This window comes from Allobosea sp. CER48 (assembly GCF_044752385.1).
GTDB lineage: Bacteria > Pseudomonadota > Alphaproteobacteria > Rhizobiales > Beijerinckiaceae > Allobosea.
In genome coordinates, this window is record NZ_JBIWYK010000029.1 from 1 (window position 1) to 14,357 (window position 14,357).

Annotated in this window: 16 protein-coding genes; 9 read left to right on the top strand and 7 right to left on the bottom strand. The window is 66.9% G+C overall.

The features are described from left to right. Positions 1 to 13: 13 nt before the first annotated feature. From ACIPIA_RS02460 to ACIPIA_RS02485, 6 genes are all read right to left on the bottom strand, one after another. Positions 14 to 373, bottom strand: a complete 360-nt coding sequence (locus tag ACIPIA_RS02460) for a tRNA-binding protein (RefSeq protein ID WP_400506330.1) — start codon at positions 371 to 373, stop codon at positions 14 to 16. Beyond that, complete coding sequence (locus tag ACIPIA_RS02465) at positions 370 to 2,364, bottom strand: methyl-accepting chemotaxis protein (protein ID WP_400506332.1); 1,995 nt, start codon at positions 2,362 to 2,364, stop codon at positions 370 to 372. Before ACIPIA_RS02465 ends, ACIPIA_RS02460 begins: the two co-directional genes overlap by 4 nt. Before the next feature lie 114 nt (positions 2,365 to 2,478). Further along, positions 2,479 to 3,135, bottom strand: a complete 657-nt coding sequence (locus ACIPIA_RS02470) for a TetR/AcrR family transcriptional regulator (protein ID WP_400506334.1) — start codon at positions 3,133 to 3,135, stop codon at positions 2,479 to 2,481. 273 nt (positions 3,136 to 3,408) lie between these two features. Next, on the bottom strand, positions 3,409 to 4,230 hold the full coding sequence (gene proC, locus ACIPIA_RS02475) for a pyrroline-5-carboxylate reductase (RefSeq protein WP_400506336.1): 822 nt from the start codon (positions 4,228 to 4,230) through the stop codon (positions 3,409 to 3,411). Between the two features lie 119 nt (positions 4,231 to 4,349). Continuing rightward, complete coding sequence (locus ACIPIA_RS02480; RefSeq protein WP_400506338.1) at positions 4,350 to 4,856, bottom strand: type III secretion system chaperone family protein; 507 nt, start codon at positions 4,854 to 4,856, stop codon at positions 4,350 to 4,352. 342 nt (positions 4,857 to 5,198) lie between these two features. Beyond that, positions 5,199 to 5,453, bottom strand: a complete 255-nt coding sequence (locus tag ACIPIA_RS02485; RefSeq protein ID WP_400506340.1) for an accessory factor UbiK family protein — start codon at positions 5,451 to 5,453, stop codon at positions 5,199 to 5,201. Positions 5,454 to 5,594: 141 nt separating this feature from the next. Between ACIPIA_RS02485 and ACIPIA_RS02490 the strand changes: the two genes are divergently transcribed. From ACIPIA_RS02490 to pth, 7 genes are all read left to right on the top strand, one after another. Further along, on the top strand, positions 5,595 to 6,746 hold the full coding sequence (locus tag ACIPIA_RS02490) for a M24 family metallopeptidase (RefSeq protein WP_400506342.1): 1,152 nt from the start codon (positions 5,595 to 5,597) through the stop codon (positions 6,744 to 6,746). Between the two features lie 61 nt (positions 6,747 to 6,807). Continuing rightward, positions 6,808 to 7,374, top strand: a complete 567-nt coding sequence (locus ACIPIA_RS02495) for a hypothetical protein (RefSeq protein ID WP_400506344.1) — start codon at positions 6,808 to 6,810, stop codon at positions 7,372 to 7,374. Positions 7,375 to 7,566: 192 nt separating this feature from the next. Next, the gene (locus ACIPIA_RS02500) at positions 7,567 to 8,511 is read left to right on the top strand and encodes a ribose-phosphate pyrophosphokinase (RefSeq protein ID WP_400506346.1); all 945 of its coding nucleotides are present in this window, start codon (positions 7,567 to 7,569) and stop codon (positions 8,509 to 8,511) included. A 10-nt stretch (positions 8,512 to 8,521) separates the two neighbouring features. Then, a complete protein-coding gene (queC, locus tag ACIPIA_RS02505) occupies positions 8,522 to 9,247 on the top strand; it encodes a 7-cyano-7-deazaguanine synthase QueC (protein ID WP_400506348.1) in 726 nt (241 codons plus the stop codon). Then, entirely contained in the window at positions 9,237 to 9,800 is a 564-nt protein-coding gene (locus ACIPIA_RS02510; protein WP_400506350.1) for a VUT family protein, read from the top strand. The genes queC and ACIPIA_RS02510 overlap by 11 nt, the downstream gene beginning before the upstream one ends. Before the next feature lie 175 nt (positions 9,801 to 9,975). Further along, the gene (locus tag ACIPIA_RS02515; RefSeq protein ID WP_400506352.1) at positions 9,976 to 10,596 is read left to right on the top strand and encodes a 50S ribosomal protein L25/general stress protein Ctc; all 621 of its coding nucleotides are present in this window, start codon (positions 9,976 to 9,978) and stop codon (positions 10,594 to 10,596) included. 148 nt (positions 10,597 to 10,744) lie between these two features. Then, positions 10,745 to 11,359, top strand: coding sequence for an aminoacyl-tRNA hydrolase (pth, locus tag ACIPIA_RS02520; RefSeq protein ID WP_400506354.1), 615 nt, complete (start codon positions 10,745 to 10,747; stop codon positions 11,357 to 11,359). Positions 11,360 to 11,363: 4 nt separating this feature from the next. Here pth and ACIPIA_RS02525 read toward each other — a convergent pair whose 3' ends face one another. After that, on the bottom strand, positions 11,364 to 11,969 hold the full coding sequence (locus tag ACIPIA_RS02525) for a hypothetical protein (protein WP_400506356.1): 606 nt from the start codon (positions 11,967 to 11,969) through the stop codon (positions 11,364 to 11,366). Positions 11,970 to 12,172: 203 nt separating this feature from the next. On the opposite strand from ACIPIA_RS02525, the gene ychF reads away from it, so the two are divergent. After that, positions 12,173 to 13,270, top strand: a complete 1,098-nt coding sequence (gene ychF / locus ACIPIA_RS02530) for a redox-regulated ATPase YchF (RefSeq protein WP_400506358.1) — start codon at positions 12,173 to 12,175, stop codon at positions 13,268 to 13,270. A gap of 15 nt (positions 13,271 to 13,285) precedes the next feature. Next, positions 13,286 to 14,299 carry a MaoC family dehydratase gene (locus ACIPIA_RS02535; protein ID WP_400506360.1) on the top strand — a complete coding sequence of 338 codons (1,014 nt, stop codon included), beginning with the start codon at positions 13,286 to 13,288 and terminating at the stop codon, positions 14,297 to 14,299. Positions 14,300 to 14,357: the final 58 nt, after the last annotated feature.

Consider the following 14,357-nt stretch of genomic DNA (forward strand, 5'->3'; position numbering starts at 1 on the left):
GATCCCGACCGGGCTAGTACAGCCGCCCGCCATCCGGCACGGCATGGCCCGGCCCGAGCAGCACGACCTCTCCCTCGGCATCGGGGATGCCCAGCGTCAGAACCTCCGACATGAACTTCCCGATCTGACGCGGCGGGAAGTTGACCACTGCCAGCACCTGCCGGCCCGGAAGCTCCTCGGGCCGGTAATGCCTGGTGATCTGCGCCGAGGATCGCTTGCGGCCGATAGTGCCGCCGAAGTCGATGACGAGCTTGATCGCCGGTTTGCGCGCTTCCGGGTAGGGCTCGGCTTCGACGATCGTGCCGACACGGATGTCGACCTTGAGGAAATCGTCGAAGCCGATGAGCTCCGCCGGTTCAGCCGAACTGCTCAAAACTCCTCCCAGCCCTTGTCGCGGGCGTCGAGATCGATCTTGTGTGCGGTGGCCGCCCTCGTGGCCACGGCGGCCTTGGCCGGACGCGGCGCGGCAGGCCGGGGTGCGGCGGCAACCGACGGCGAGATCGCCGCCTGCATCGTCCGCGCGATCGCCTTGAGGCCTGCAACGTCGCTGCCGAGCTGGAAGCGGGCGACCAGCGCCGACAGGCGATCGGCTTCCTGCGACAGCGAATGGGCGGCAGCGGTCGATTCCTCGGCCATGGCAGCGTTCTGCTGCGTCGCCTGGTCCATCTCGCCGACGGCGGAGTTGACCTCCTGCAGGCCCGAGGCCTGCTCCTGCGCGGCACCGGCGATCTCCGCAACGAGGCCCGTGACGCGGGTGATCTCGGTCGCCATGCGCTGGAGGGCACCGCCGGTCTGGCCGACGAGGGCAACCCCCTTCTCGACCTCGATCGCCGAAGCGTCGATCAGCGTCTTGATCTCCTTGGCGGCGGAAGCGGAGCGCTGTGCCAGTGCCCGCACCTCGGAGGCCACCACCGCGAAGCCCTTGCCGGCATCGCCGGCGCGCGCCGCCTCCACCGAGGCATTGAGCGCGAGCAGGTTGGTCTGGAAGGCGATCTCGTCGATCACGCCGACGATCTGCGAGATCTCCTGCGCCGACTTTTCGATACCGCCCATCGCCGTCACTGCATCGCGCACGATGCTGGTCGACTGCTCGGCCTCGGACTTGACCTGCTCCGTCGCGTGATTGGCGAGGCGCGCGCTCTCCGCCGTCTGGCGGACAGTGGCGGTGAGTTCGTCAAGCGCGGTAGCCGTCTCTTCGACCGAGGAGGCCTGCTGCTCGGTGCGGCTCGCGAGGTCGTCGGCCGCCTGGCTGATCTCGGTGGAGCCTGCCTTCATGCTCTCGGTGTTGGTCGCGATCTGGCGCATCGCATCCTGGAGCTTGGCAATGGCGCCGTTGAAGTCGTCCCTGAGCTTCACGTATTCGGCGCTGAACGCTGCCTCGATCCGGTAGGTCAGATCGCCGTCGGAGAGGCGCTCGAGGCCCGTGGCAAGTGCCTGCACCACATTGGCCTGGACGCGCGCATGCTCGGCACGGTCGGCCTCGTTCCTGCGGCGCTCGCCATCGGCGGCGCTGCGGTGCCCGGCGGCCTCCTCCTCGGCGCGCAGCTTGTCGGCTTCCATCGCCTCCTTGGCGAGGGCGGCATCGCGGAAGACGACGAGGGAGCGCGCCATCGAGCCGACCTCGTCGGAACGCTCCTGATGGGCGATCGCCGTGTCGAACTGCCCGGCCACCAGCCCGTCCATCGATCCCTTCAGCGAGTTGAGCATGGCATTGGCGCGGCGGCTCAGCAGGACGACGAGGCCCAGCATCAGGAGGCCGAGCGGCACCAGCACCTTGGCGACGCCGGCCACCATCCCGGTGAACGCGGCATCGACATCCTGGACATGCAGGCCGGAGCCGACCAGCCACTGCCACTTCGGAATGCCGACAACGTAGGAAATCTTGAGGGACGGCTCCTTGTCGCCCGCCTTGAGCCAGCCGTAGTCGAGGAAGCCCTCGCCCTTGGCCTTCACCAGCGCGATCATGTCCTGGACGAAGAACTTGCCGTCCGCGTCCTTGAGCGGCTTCATGTCCGTCGACTGGATCTTCTTGTTCGCGTGCAGGACGCTGACCCCGTCATAGTTGACGAGGAAGTAGTAGTTCCCATCATCGAAGCGCGCGTTGCCGAGGGCCTCCATGGCCATCTTCTTGGCGTCGTCTTCCTTGAGCTCGCCGGCCTCGACGCGGGCGAGATAGCCCTTCACGGTCGTTGCCGCAGCCTCGACGAGATTCTTCATCTCGTCGCGCTTGAGCGCGAGCATTTCGTTGCGGGCGGCATTCAACGTGTAGCCGACGCTGCCGATAGCGATCAGCACGGCCAAGGCTGCGATCAGTGCGAAGGAGCGGCTGATCGACAGGGTCGCAAGCTTCTTGAAGAAAGACATACGCGTGTCCTGCGCGAGATGGGGCCTTCCACCTCGCGCAAATTGACTAAAACGCGCTTAACATGGGCCCATTTCGGCCACATTTGTGCAGCCACACCCGCGGCCGTCCTTGCGTCAGATCGCCGGGGCGTAGTCCTCGTTGTCTTCCCCGCGATCGGCAGCTCTCTCGCGCCGGCGCGCCTTCAACGGCCGTCCCGAGCAGATCGCACGCGCCAGGCCTCTGAACGGCGCCGTCAACCGATGGAAATCCTCGGCCCGGGCAAGGACGCAGCTGGCGAGCTTCAGTTCGCGATCGAGACGCGCCATGGTCTTCGACTGCTCCGGTTCGTCGTCGTCGAGCCAGGTCTCCGACACCCGCGCCATCAGCAACACCGCACCCTGGACGCGCACGTGACCGAGCGCGTCTTCTGTCGGGATGCCCGCCGACGCCAGCAGGTAGCGCCAGGAATTGACCGCCCCGCGGTTCAGCGCAGCAAGCGCCAGCGGATCGCGCCGGATCACGGGCGCGATCTTCCGGAGGCCCGCCTTGTATGGTGCCATCGCGTCGAGCCGGCGCATGACCAGATCGAACATGCGCTCCTTCGCCGGTTCGGCTGCCAGATCATCCGAACCGCCGGCCAGCACCGCCTCATCGGCAAGCCGGGTCACCCCGCCCAGCATCGCGAGCTTGGATGGAAAGAGCCCGCGCAGTTGCGCGAGCGTCAGCCCGGCCTCGGTCGCGATGTCCGGCAGCTCGATCTGATCCCAGGGCCGCTCGGCAGCAAGCTTCATCAACGCATCGACGGCGCGCTTGCGAGGATCGATCGGCTTCTCGCCGGCCTTGGCCGACGGGCTGGGCTCGGCGCCAGCCGAGGTGGTGGAAACGGGTTTGCGGGCCATGGGATAGCTCCTCTCGCTTCGCGTCGAGAGAAGGTTAGGCCGCTATCGTGGCGGGTGGAAGGCCGGCAGCCGCATTTTCAAGTGAAGCCGAGGCCGGCTCACACGGGCGGTCAGAGCAACGCAAATATCTGAAACTGTTCGGCTTCCAGCGACAATCGAGCAGCTTCAGCCGGAAAGCTCGCCGGCGCGGCGTTTCGCAGCAGCGACCGCCTTGCGCATCAACGGCTTCAGCCCGTCATCCGCCATCAGGACTTCGAGCGCCGCAGCCGTCGTACCTCCCGGCGAGGTCACGTTCTGGCGCAACGTCCCGGGCGGAAGCGGCGACTGGAACAGCAACTCGCCCGCGCCCTCCACCGTCGCCCGCGCCAGCCGCTCGGCGACGTCGGCCGGCAGGCCGGCCTCAGCCCCTGCCGCGGCCAGGCATTCGACGAGGTGGAAGACATAGGCCGGTCCCGAGCCCGAGACTGCCGTCACCGCGTCGATCAATCCTTCGTCATCGAGCCATTCGACCTTTCCGATGCTGCCGAGCAGCGCATCGGCGGTGGCACGCTGCGCAGCGGTGACGCCCTTGCCCGGGGCGGCAGCCGTGACGCCGCGCTGGACCGAGGCCGGCAGGTTGGGCATGGCCCGAATGATCGCAGCCGCGTTCGGAAGGCGGGCTGCGAGATCGCCCAGCGTCTTGCCGGCAAGGATCGAGATCAGCAGCGTGCGGGGATGGATGAAGGCCTGGACAGCAGGCGCAGCCGTATCGAGCATCTGAGGCTTGGTGGCGAGCACGACGACATCGGCGGCGGCGATATCCTTCGCGGACGGGTTGAGCCGCATTCCCTTCTCCCCGGCGAGCTCGACCATCTCGTCCGAAGGCTTCGGGTCGATGAGGCTGATTCCCTTCGGATCCATGCCGATGCGCAGCCAGCCCTCCAGCATGGCCCCGCCCATCTTGCCCGCGCCGATCAGGACGAGCGATTGCGGAAGGGAATTCGACATTGTGGCCTCGCAACGGCTGAACGGCTCCCGGGCAGGTGCCGGGCTTCCGGGATTCGCTGACCCGCAGCCTTCCCGTCGCGACGCCGCCGGGTCAAGCCCAACCGCAAAGGCGTGCGCAGTCAGGCTTCGCCGACCGTCTCCAGGATAGCACCTTCCATGCCCTCCTTCGCGGTCTTGCCGGCCCAGACGACGAACTGGAAGGCCTGATAATAGCGCTCGCAAGCTTCGACAGCCGTCCGGATCAGGGCCGCCGCCTGCTCGTCGGTCGGCTCGGCTCCACCGGAGAGCAGAAGCGCATGGCGGTACATCACCACGCTTTCGCTGCTCCACAGGTCGAAATGGCCGAGCCAGAGCTGCTCGTTGACCAGGCTCACCAATTGCAGAACCTCGCCGCGCCGCCGCTCCGGCACCTTGAGATCGAAGGCGCAGGCGATATGCAGCGCCTCGACCTCGGCAAGCCAGGTGATCGCGACCTGATATTCCGACCAGCCGCCCGTGACGGCGACCGACAGCTCATCCTCGCTGTCGCGATCGAAGGTCCAGCCGTTGAGGGAAGCGAGCCGTTCGAACAGGTCGAGCGGGTTGGAAGGCCGATCCAGATCGGCATCCATATCGAGATCCATCATGCCCTAGAGTCCACCCTCCGAGGCTGATGCCCCGGCGCGTTCGAGAAGAGGAACACGGCGACTGGAAAGCCGAAGGAACGCAACTCACCTCCGGAACGCCCCGGAAGGGCACTCCATCCGCCGGCTGGAACCGAATCCATCCGACGAATCGATTCTTTCCACCGACGATAGCGCAGGCGCTGTGACGCTCCCAACACAACGCGAAGCTCCGCGGATTCGCCCAATGGGCTCAATCCCCCGGAAGGGCTGTCCACAGCACATGGCTGTGGACATGACACATCGGCATGAGGGCTATCGTTTGCCGGGGGGGCCGCTCGGGCCTCGTGGATCGGGCCTCGTCGATCAGGACTTGCCGAGCTTGTCCTCGAGCGCAGCGAGCCGTGCGGCAAGCTTGTCGTTCTCTTCGCGGGCGATCAGCGCCATCTCGCGCACCGCCTCGAACTCCTCGCGGGTGACGACGTCGAGATCGCGCAGCAGCCGCTCGATCTGCGTCTTCACGACCGTCTCGACCTCACGCCGCACGCCCTGCGCCGCTCCGGCCGCGTCGGTGGCGAGGCGGGCGATGTCGTCGAGGATGCGGTTTCCGGGGTTGACCATGGCTCTCTCCCATCGGGGGCGAAACTCTCTGCCCAAAGCCTATAGGCAGCGCGGCCCGAGGCCGCAATTGCGACCAGGGGTCCGGCTTGCCGACAGGCCGGAGGCAGGATCACATGGCCATCTGTCCGGAGGAGACGCGCCATGGCCCTGCATTTCACGCCGACCGAGTTCGCCCGACGCCGCAATGCGCTCCTCGCCGCGATGCAGGCCGAGCGCCTCGACGCGCTGTTCCTGTTCCAGCAGGAATCGATGTTCTGGCTGACCGGCTACGACACCTTCGGCTTCTGCTTCTTCCAGTGCCTCGTCGTCAGGGCGGACGGCACCATGGCATTGCTGACACGCTCGGCTGATCTCCGGCAGGCCCGGCAAACCTCCAACCTGACAGATATCCGGATCTGGAAGGACGGACGCGACGCCAATCCGGCGAGCGATCTGCTGGCGCTCTCGGATGAGCTCGGCCTGTCCGGCAAGCGCGTCGGCGTCGAGTTCGAATCCTATGGTCTCGTCGCCTCGAACTACCGCAAGCTGGAAGCCGCCTTCTCCGGCAAGGCCGATCTCGTCGATGCCTCGACGATCGTCACGCGGTTGCGAGCCGTGAAATCGGCGCAGGAGATCGTCCATGTCCGCCGCGCCGCGGCCCTTGCCGACGCGGCTGACCGGGCTGCGCTCCACATGATTCGCGCCGGAGCCGATGAGGGCGAGATCCTCGCCGCCCAGCACGACGCCATATTCGCCGGTGGCGGCGACTATCCGGCGAACGAATTCATCATCGGGTCGGGCAGCGACGCCCTGCTCTGCCGATACAAGTCCGGCCGTCGCCGGCTCGATGCCAGCGACCAGATCACCCTCGAATTCGCCGGTGTCGACCGGCACTATCATGTCGCCGCCATGCGCACAGTCGTGGTCGGCGATCCGCGCCCGCTGCACCGCCCCTATCACGCCGCCGCCCGCGACGCACTTCTGGCTTGCGAGGCCGAGCTGAAGCCCGGCCGCACCGCCGGAGACGTCTTCGCCGCCCATGCCCGCGTCTTCGACGAGCACGGCCTCTCACAACACCGGCTCAACGCCTGCGGCTATTCGCTGGGCGCCAAGTTCACGCCGTCCTGGATGGACTGGCCGATGTTCTACGAGGGCAACGACTGGGAGATCGTGCCGGGCATGGTGATGTTCGCGCACATGATCCTGATGGATTCGGAGAGCCTGACCGCCATGTGCCTCGGCCGGACCTATCTGGTCGGCGAGAACGGCGCCGAGGCCCTCAATCTGCCCGATCTGGACCTCGTCCTTCGTTGAGCCTAGAAACGAGGCACAGGGAATCTCGAAGCAGTCCACAGCCCAAAGGGCGGGAGGCGTCATGATCAACCGTTTGAGCGGCCTCGCACTGGGGCCGGTTTTTGCGCTGACGCTCGCCGGCTGTCAGGAAACTACCCAGACCGCGGCCCTGCCGCGCGTCGATGCGCCTGGCGTGCCGGTCTCGGTGCAGAGCATCTCCGGCGCTCCGGACGATGTGACCACGAACTTTGCCGGCCTGCTCGGCGAAGCTGCCGCGGAGCGCAGGATGGAGATCGTTCCCGGCAACAAGCCGGCGCGCTTTCGCGTGAAGGGCTATCTCACAGCCCAGCCGACCGAGGATGGCCAGACCTCGCTCGCCTTCGTCTGGGATGTCTATGATTCGGCCAAGCAGCGCGCGCAGCGCGTTCAGGGCGAGAGCATCGGCAAGCGCAGCAGCGGCTCCGATCCCTGGTCAGGCATCGATCAGACCGTGGTCGCGAAGGCCGCCTCCGACTCGATGAACGCGATCGCGAGCTTCCTCGTCACCACGCCGGCCGTGGAGACGCTCGGAACCGACAAGGACAAGAAGACCGACAAGCCGGCAAAAGCTGGTACCAAGGTCGCCGCGACCACCGACAAGAAGAGCTGACCGCGGCCGCTCGGCCGGCCGCGCGACGCAACGTCAGTGGATTCCGGGTCACGCCGCGGCCGCAAGCGCCTTTTTGAGCACCGATATTGCAGCGCAGCGGTCGACTCCATGTCATCGCACTGTTAAGAGCCGTTCGAATTGAGCCGGCCTCGGCCTGCTCGTGCCCCGCCTCGTCCAACGGTGCGCTACGGAATGCCCTCTCATTTTAAAGTCGTCGCCGGCAACTCCAACCGGCCGCTTGCGGAAGCCATCTGCAGCCACCTCAGCATTCCCTTGGCCAAGGCCACCGTCCGGCGCTTCGCGGACATGGAGGTCTTCGTCGAGATCCAGGAGAATGTGCGCGGACAGGATGTCTTCGTCATCCAGTCCACCTCCTTCCCGACCAACGACCATCTGATGGAGCTGCTCATCATCACCGATGCGCTGCGCCGCTCCTCGGCCAAGCGCATCACGGCAGTGATCCCCTATTTCGGCTATGCCCGTCAGGACCGCCGCGCCTCGGGCCGCACGCCGATCTCGGCCAAGCTCGTCTCCAACCTGATCACCCACGCCGGCGTCGACCGCGTGCTGACGCTCGACCTGCATGCCGGCCAGATCCAGGGCTTCTTCGACATCCCCACCGACAACCTGTTCGGCGCCCCGCTGATGGCGCGCGACATCAAGGACCGGCTGGAGTGGAAGAACGCGATGGTCGTCTCGCCGGACGTCGGCGGCGTGGTCCGCGCCCGCGCACTCGCGAAGCGCATCGATGCGCCGCTCGCCATCGTCGACAAGCGCCGCGACAGGCCCGGCGAATCCGAGGTCATGAACATCATCGGCTCGGTCGAGGGCCGTTCCTGCATCCTGATCGACGATATCGTCGACTCCGGCGGCACGCTGGTGAACGCAGCCGAAGCGCTGCTGGATCAGGGCGCCAAGGAAGTCTTCGCCTACATCACCCACGGCGTGCTCTCGGGCGGCGCGGTCGCGCGCATCGCCTCCTCCAAGCTCAAGGAGCTGGTCATCACCGACTCGATCATGCCGACCGAGGCGGTGAAGGTCGCGCGCAACATCCGCGTGATCTCCATCGCCGGGCTGATGGGCGAGGCGATCGAGCGCACGGCGAGCGAGACCAGCGTGTCGAGCCTGTTCGATTGAGGACGGGAAGGTGAGTTCCGGCGCGCTCGTCCTGTTTTCAGGCGGCCAGGATTCCACAACCGCACTGGCCTGGGCGCTCGATCGTTTCGACACGGTCGAGACTATCGGCTTCGATTATGGCCAGCGCCATCTCGTCGAGATGGAATGCCGCCTCGCCATCCGCGACAACCTGCCGGCACTGTCCGCCCGCTATGCCGAGCGGCTCGGCCCGGATCATCTGGTCGACCTGAAGGCCCTGGGCGCGCTCTCCGAGACGGCGCTGACGCGCGAGACCGAGATCAGCTTCGCCGAGACCGGCCTGCCGAGCACCTTCGTGCCGGGGCGCAACCTGATCTTCCTGACCTTCGCGGCGGCCCTCGCCTATCGCCGCGGGCTGAAGCATATCGTGCTGGGCGTCTGCGAGACCGATTATTCCGGCTATCCCGACTGTCGCGACGACACGATCAAGGCGATGCAGGTCGCGCTCGGCCTCGGCCTCGACCGCCGGCTGGTGCTGCACACGCCGCTGATGTGGCGCGACAAGGCACAGACCTTCGCACTGGCACGACAGCTCGGCGGGCAGCCCCTCCTCGATCTCGTCGTCGAGCAGACGCATAGCTGTTACCTGGGCGACAGGACCACGCGGCATGACTGGGGCTTCGGCTGCGGTCATTGCCCGGCATGCGATTTGCGCGCAAAAGGCTTCGCAGCCTACCTCGCAACACCCGACGACAGCGGACCTTCCTATGACACGTGACAGCCAGCGGCGGCTCGAAGGCATCGTCGCCCTCGTTCTGTTCGGCCTCACCATCCCTGCAGCCAACTGGCTGATCGGCAATGCCGGCACGGTCTGCGTGCCGAACGGCCCCTGCCTCGTGCCGGTCTGGCCGGGAGTCATGGCGCCGAGCGGCGTCCTGATGGTCGGTCTTGCACTGGTGCTGCGCGACATCGTCCAGCGCCGCCTCGGCACGCTCGCCGGCCTCGGGGCCATCGGCGTCGGCACGCTGATTTCGGCGACGCTCGCGCCGGCGGCGATCGTGACCGCATCCGCGGCCGCCTTCCTGCTCTCCGAGCTAGCCGATTTCGCGATCTACACGCCGCTGCAGCGCAAGCGCTTCCTGACGGCGGTCTTCGCATCCGGCGTTGTCGGGCTCGTGGTCGACAGCCTTGTCTTCCTGCAACTCGCCTTCGGAAATCTCGATTTCCTTGCCGGGCAGATCATCGGCAAGGCCTGGATGGTGCTGTTCGCACTGCCGCTGATGCTTCTCCTGCGTCGCCGCGACGAACGCCTCGGCCTCGTCGCGGCCTGAGGGGACGGCCGCATCCGCCGCCGCGAATGTGGACTGCGGCAACAGGGTTGAGATTGCGCCGGTTTTCGCCTATGAGCAGCCGCGCGTCCCGCTGACACCCTTGGAGGCTCTGGACGCGCAAACCGATGGCCGCCACGAGGCGGCCTTGTCATTTACGAGTCTAAGGACAACACACATGACCGCCGTGAAGCAAATCGAGGCTTCGGCGCGCGCACAGGTCGGCAAGGGGGCCGCCCGTGCTGTTCGCCGCCAGGGCCAGACGCCTGCCGTTATCTATGGTGGGGGCGCCGCTCCCGAAGCCATCGCGCTCGACGCCAACAAGACCCGCCAGCTGATTTTCGGCGGCCACTTCCTGACCACGATCTTCGAGATCTCGGTCGCCGGTAAGAAGCAGCGCGTCATTCCGCGCGATTACCAGCTCGACCCGGTCAAGGACTTCCCGATTCACGTCGATTTCCTGCGCGTCGCCAAGGGCCAGACCGTCACGGTCCAGGTCCCGGTCCACGTCGTCGATCAGGAGCAGAGCCCGGGCGTCAAGAACGGCGGCCTCGTCCAGATCGTCGAGCACGCGCTCGAAGTGACCGTCGAGCCCGACAGCATCCCGGAGTCCATCGACGTTTCGGTGGCCGGCCTGAATGTCGGCGACTCCGTCCACGCCGATGCGATCAAGCTTCCGGCCGGCGCCAAGCTGACCGTCGGCGCTGACGCGACGATCGTCACGATCTCTGCGCCGACCGTCGAGGCCGAGCCGGCCGCCGACGCGGCTGCCGAGGCCCCGGCCGAAGCCAAGGCCTGATGAAACGGCGCTTCGGCGCCGCTTCCATCGGAACGATCTCGAGACGGCCGGGTTTCCCGGCCGTTTTGCTATGGCATCGGACCGCAAAGTCGCTCCCGGTTTTCGGGCGAATCCGATGCTGAACTGACAGGCCTGCCGGAGTCCCGCCATGCTGATCTTCGCCGGCCTCGGCAATCCCGGCGCGCGCTATGCCCGCAACCGGCACAATATCGGCTTCATGGCCGTCGAGGAGATCGCGCGCCTCCATCGCGCCTCACCCTGGCGTACGCGCTTCCAGGCCGAATCATGCGAGGCCACCATCGGCGGCGAGAAGGTGATCCTGCTCAAGCCGCAGACCTACATGAACGAATCCGGCCGCTCGATCGGCGAGGCCGCACGCTTCTTCAAGATCGCCCCCGCCGACGTCGTCGTCTTCCATGACGAGCTCGACCTCGCCCCGGCGAAGCTGCGTGTGAAGCTGGGCGGCGGCAATGCCGGACATAACGGCCTGCGTTCCACGACGGCCGCGATCGGGAATGAATACCGCCGCGTCCGCATGGGCATCGGCCATCCCGGCGACAAGGCGCTCGTCCATTCCTATGTGCTCAACGATTTCGGCAAGGTGGAGCAACCCTGGGTCGAGGATCTCTGCACGGCCTGCGCCGATCATGCAGCCCTGCTCGCAGCCCATGACGACACCGGCTTCCAGAACAAGGTGCATCTCTTCATGGATGCGCGCGGCCACGCGGCCGTGAAGCGGCTGGGCGAAAAAGCCGCCGACTGACCGGTCAGAACGGCAGCCTGGCTCCGCCCTTCGCCACCGTGACGCGGCTCGTGCTGTAGCTGCCATCGGCCTGCCGGGTCGCCGTCATCGCGATCTGCGCGCCGGGCTTCAGTTCGCTCGCCTCCGCCGGCGCCGCCATCAGGATCGTCGCCTCCGGTGTGATCGCGACCTTCTGCTCGCCGCCCGGATAGCTCAGCACCAGATTGGCGCCATCCACCCGGGAGACCGTCTCGGCTACGGTCGCGTTTGTCATGGTCGCGTCCGGCAGCACGGCCCATGGCCGGTGCCCCTCGCCCGTGCCGCGCATCGCCTCCGGGAAGATGAGGACCTGCACAGCCAGCAGCGTGCCGTCCGGCTGCGGCTTGGCGCCGACGCCGATGAAGGCGCCCTTGGCGATGTCGGAGGCCTTCGCTGGCACGACCCCGCCAGTCGAGAAGCCCGGTGCAAGCGCGACACGGGTCTCGCGCCCTTCGGCGGTCTTCAGGGTCAGGACCGAGCCGTTCATGGCCTCGACCTCGCCGCGCAGCCGCGTGCCGCCCTGCTGGGCCTGCGCCGCGCCCGCGGCAAACATCGAAGCGAGAGCGATGGAGAGGAGCGAGAGCTTGCGCATGACGAGACGACCCGGTGCGAGGTGGGGCTGCGATCCAGCACCCGCCCCGCCCCCGCCGCCATGCACGTTCGCGTGAGCGGCACGGCGGCCATCAGGCGCGCGGCACTTGTCTTTATCGCGCAAGCCCCCCAATAAGGCCGCAACTTTCAAAGCTTCACGCCCGGCGGCGATCAAGTCCGCCGTGGGCAACGGAACAGGCGATCATGGGCTTCAAATGCGGAATCGTCGGCCTGCCGAATGTCGGCAAGTCGACCCTCTTCAACGCGCTGACGCAGACGGCCGCGGCGCAGGCCGCCAACTACCCGTTCTGCACGATCGAGCCGAATGTCGGCGACGTCGCGGTGCCCGACGAGCGGCTGGAGAAGCTCGCGGCCATCGCCGGCTCCAAGGAGATCATTCCGACCCGCCTGACCTTCGTCGACATCGCCGGTCTGGTGCGCGGCGCCTCCCGCGGTGAAGGCCTCGGCAACCAGTTCCTCGCCAATATCCGCGAATGCGATGCCATCGCGCATGTCGTGCGCTGCTTCGAGGACGGCGACATCACCCATGTCGAGGGCAAGGTCTCGCCGATCGACGATATCGAGACGATCGAAACCGAGCTGATGCTCGCGGACCTCGACAGTCTCGAGAAGCGCATCGTCCCGCTGGAGAAGAAGGCGAAGTCCGGCGACAAGGAGGCCAAGGAAGCGGTCGACCTGATGACCCGCTGCCTCATCCTGCTGCGCGACGGCAAGCCCGCCCGCCTCGTCCAGCTGGCAGCCGAGGAACGTCGGCCGTTCGAGCTGCTCGGCCTCCTCTCCTCGAAGCCGGTGCTCTATGTCTGCAATGTCGAGGAAGCCAGCGCCGACAAGGGCAACAACTTCTCCGAGCTGGTGAAGAAGCGCGCTGCCGAGGAAGGCGCCGTCGCAGTCGTCGTTTCCGCCAAGATCGAGAGCGAGATCGCGGTGCTGCCGCCCGAGGAGCAGACCGAGTACCTGGAGGCCGTGGGCCTCGAGGAACCCGGGCTCAATCGCGTGATCCGCGCCGGCTACAGCCTGCTCCATCTCGTGACCTACTTCACCGTCGGTCCGAAGGAGGCCCGCGCCTGGACGATCGAGAAGGGCACCAAGGGGCCGCAGGCCGCCGGCGTGATCCATACCGATTTCGAGAAGGGCTATATCCGCGCCGAGACCATCGCCTATGACGACTACATCGCCCACAAGGGCGAGTCGGGTGCGCGCGAAGCCGGCAAGTTCCGCCTCGAAGGCAAGGAATACGTCGTCGCCGACGGCGACGTGCTGCATTTCCGCTTCGCGACCTAAGGAAGCCTGACGTCGATGCTGCAGTTCGAGGATTTCGTCGCCGGCGAGAGCGTTCGTTCGCACAGCATCGCCGTCTCGCAGGACGACATCATCGCCTTCGCCTCGCGCTTTGACGCGCAGGACTTCCACACCGATCCGGAAGCCGCCAAGGCGAGCTTCGTCGGCCGCCTGATCGGCTCCGGCTGGCACAGCTGCTCGCTGCTGATGCGCCTGATGGCGGAGAGCTTCCTGCTCGATTCGACCGGCATGGGTGCGCCGGGCATCGAGGAGGTGAAGTGGCTGCGCCCCCTCCTCCCGGGCGACGTCGTGACGGCGCGCCGCACCGTGATCGAGACCAAGGCCTCGCGCTCGCGCCCCGAGATGGGCCTCGTGCGCTTTCGGCTCGAACTGCTCAACCGGCGCGACGAGCCGCTGCTGGAGCAGACCAACTGGATCATGTTCGGCCGCAGGGATTCAGGCATCGCCCAGCAGCCGAAGGGCGACTGGCTGGCCCACTCCGTGCGCTACGAGCGCCCCGTCCATGAAAGCCCGCTCGAGGCTCCCGCGGAGGCGCCGGAGCCGACGCGCTTCTTCGAGGAGCTGGAAATCGGCAGCCGCCACGAGCTTGGCAGTCTCGTCTTCACCGCGGAAGAGATCATCGCCTTCGCCCGAAGCTTCGACCCGCAACCCTTCCACATGGACGAGGCGGCAGCACGCGAGAGCCTTTTCGGCCGGCTCGCGGCCTCAGGCTGGCACACGGCCGCGGTCTGGATGGCGACGATGGTCTCGCACCGCAAGCGCCAGCTCGCGGCCACCCGCGGCCGCGAGGCCCGGCTCGGGCCTTCGCCAGGCTTCAGGAACCTGCGCTGGTCGAAGCCGGTCCTCGCCGGCGACCGCATCACCTATTTCTCGGAAGTGGTCGACAAGCGCGAAAGCGCCTCGCGCCCGCAATGGGGCCTGTTCTTCCACCGGAACACCGGCATCAACCAGCACGGCGAGGAGGTCTTCAGCTTCGACGGCTGCGTGTTCGTCGAGCGCAAGCCGGTCTGACCCTCGACAGCCGGGCCGCCCTCCAAGGACGGCAGCCCGGCCGATCCTCAGGTCGTTC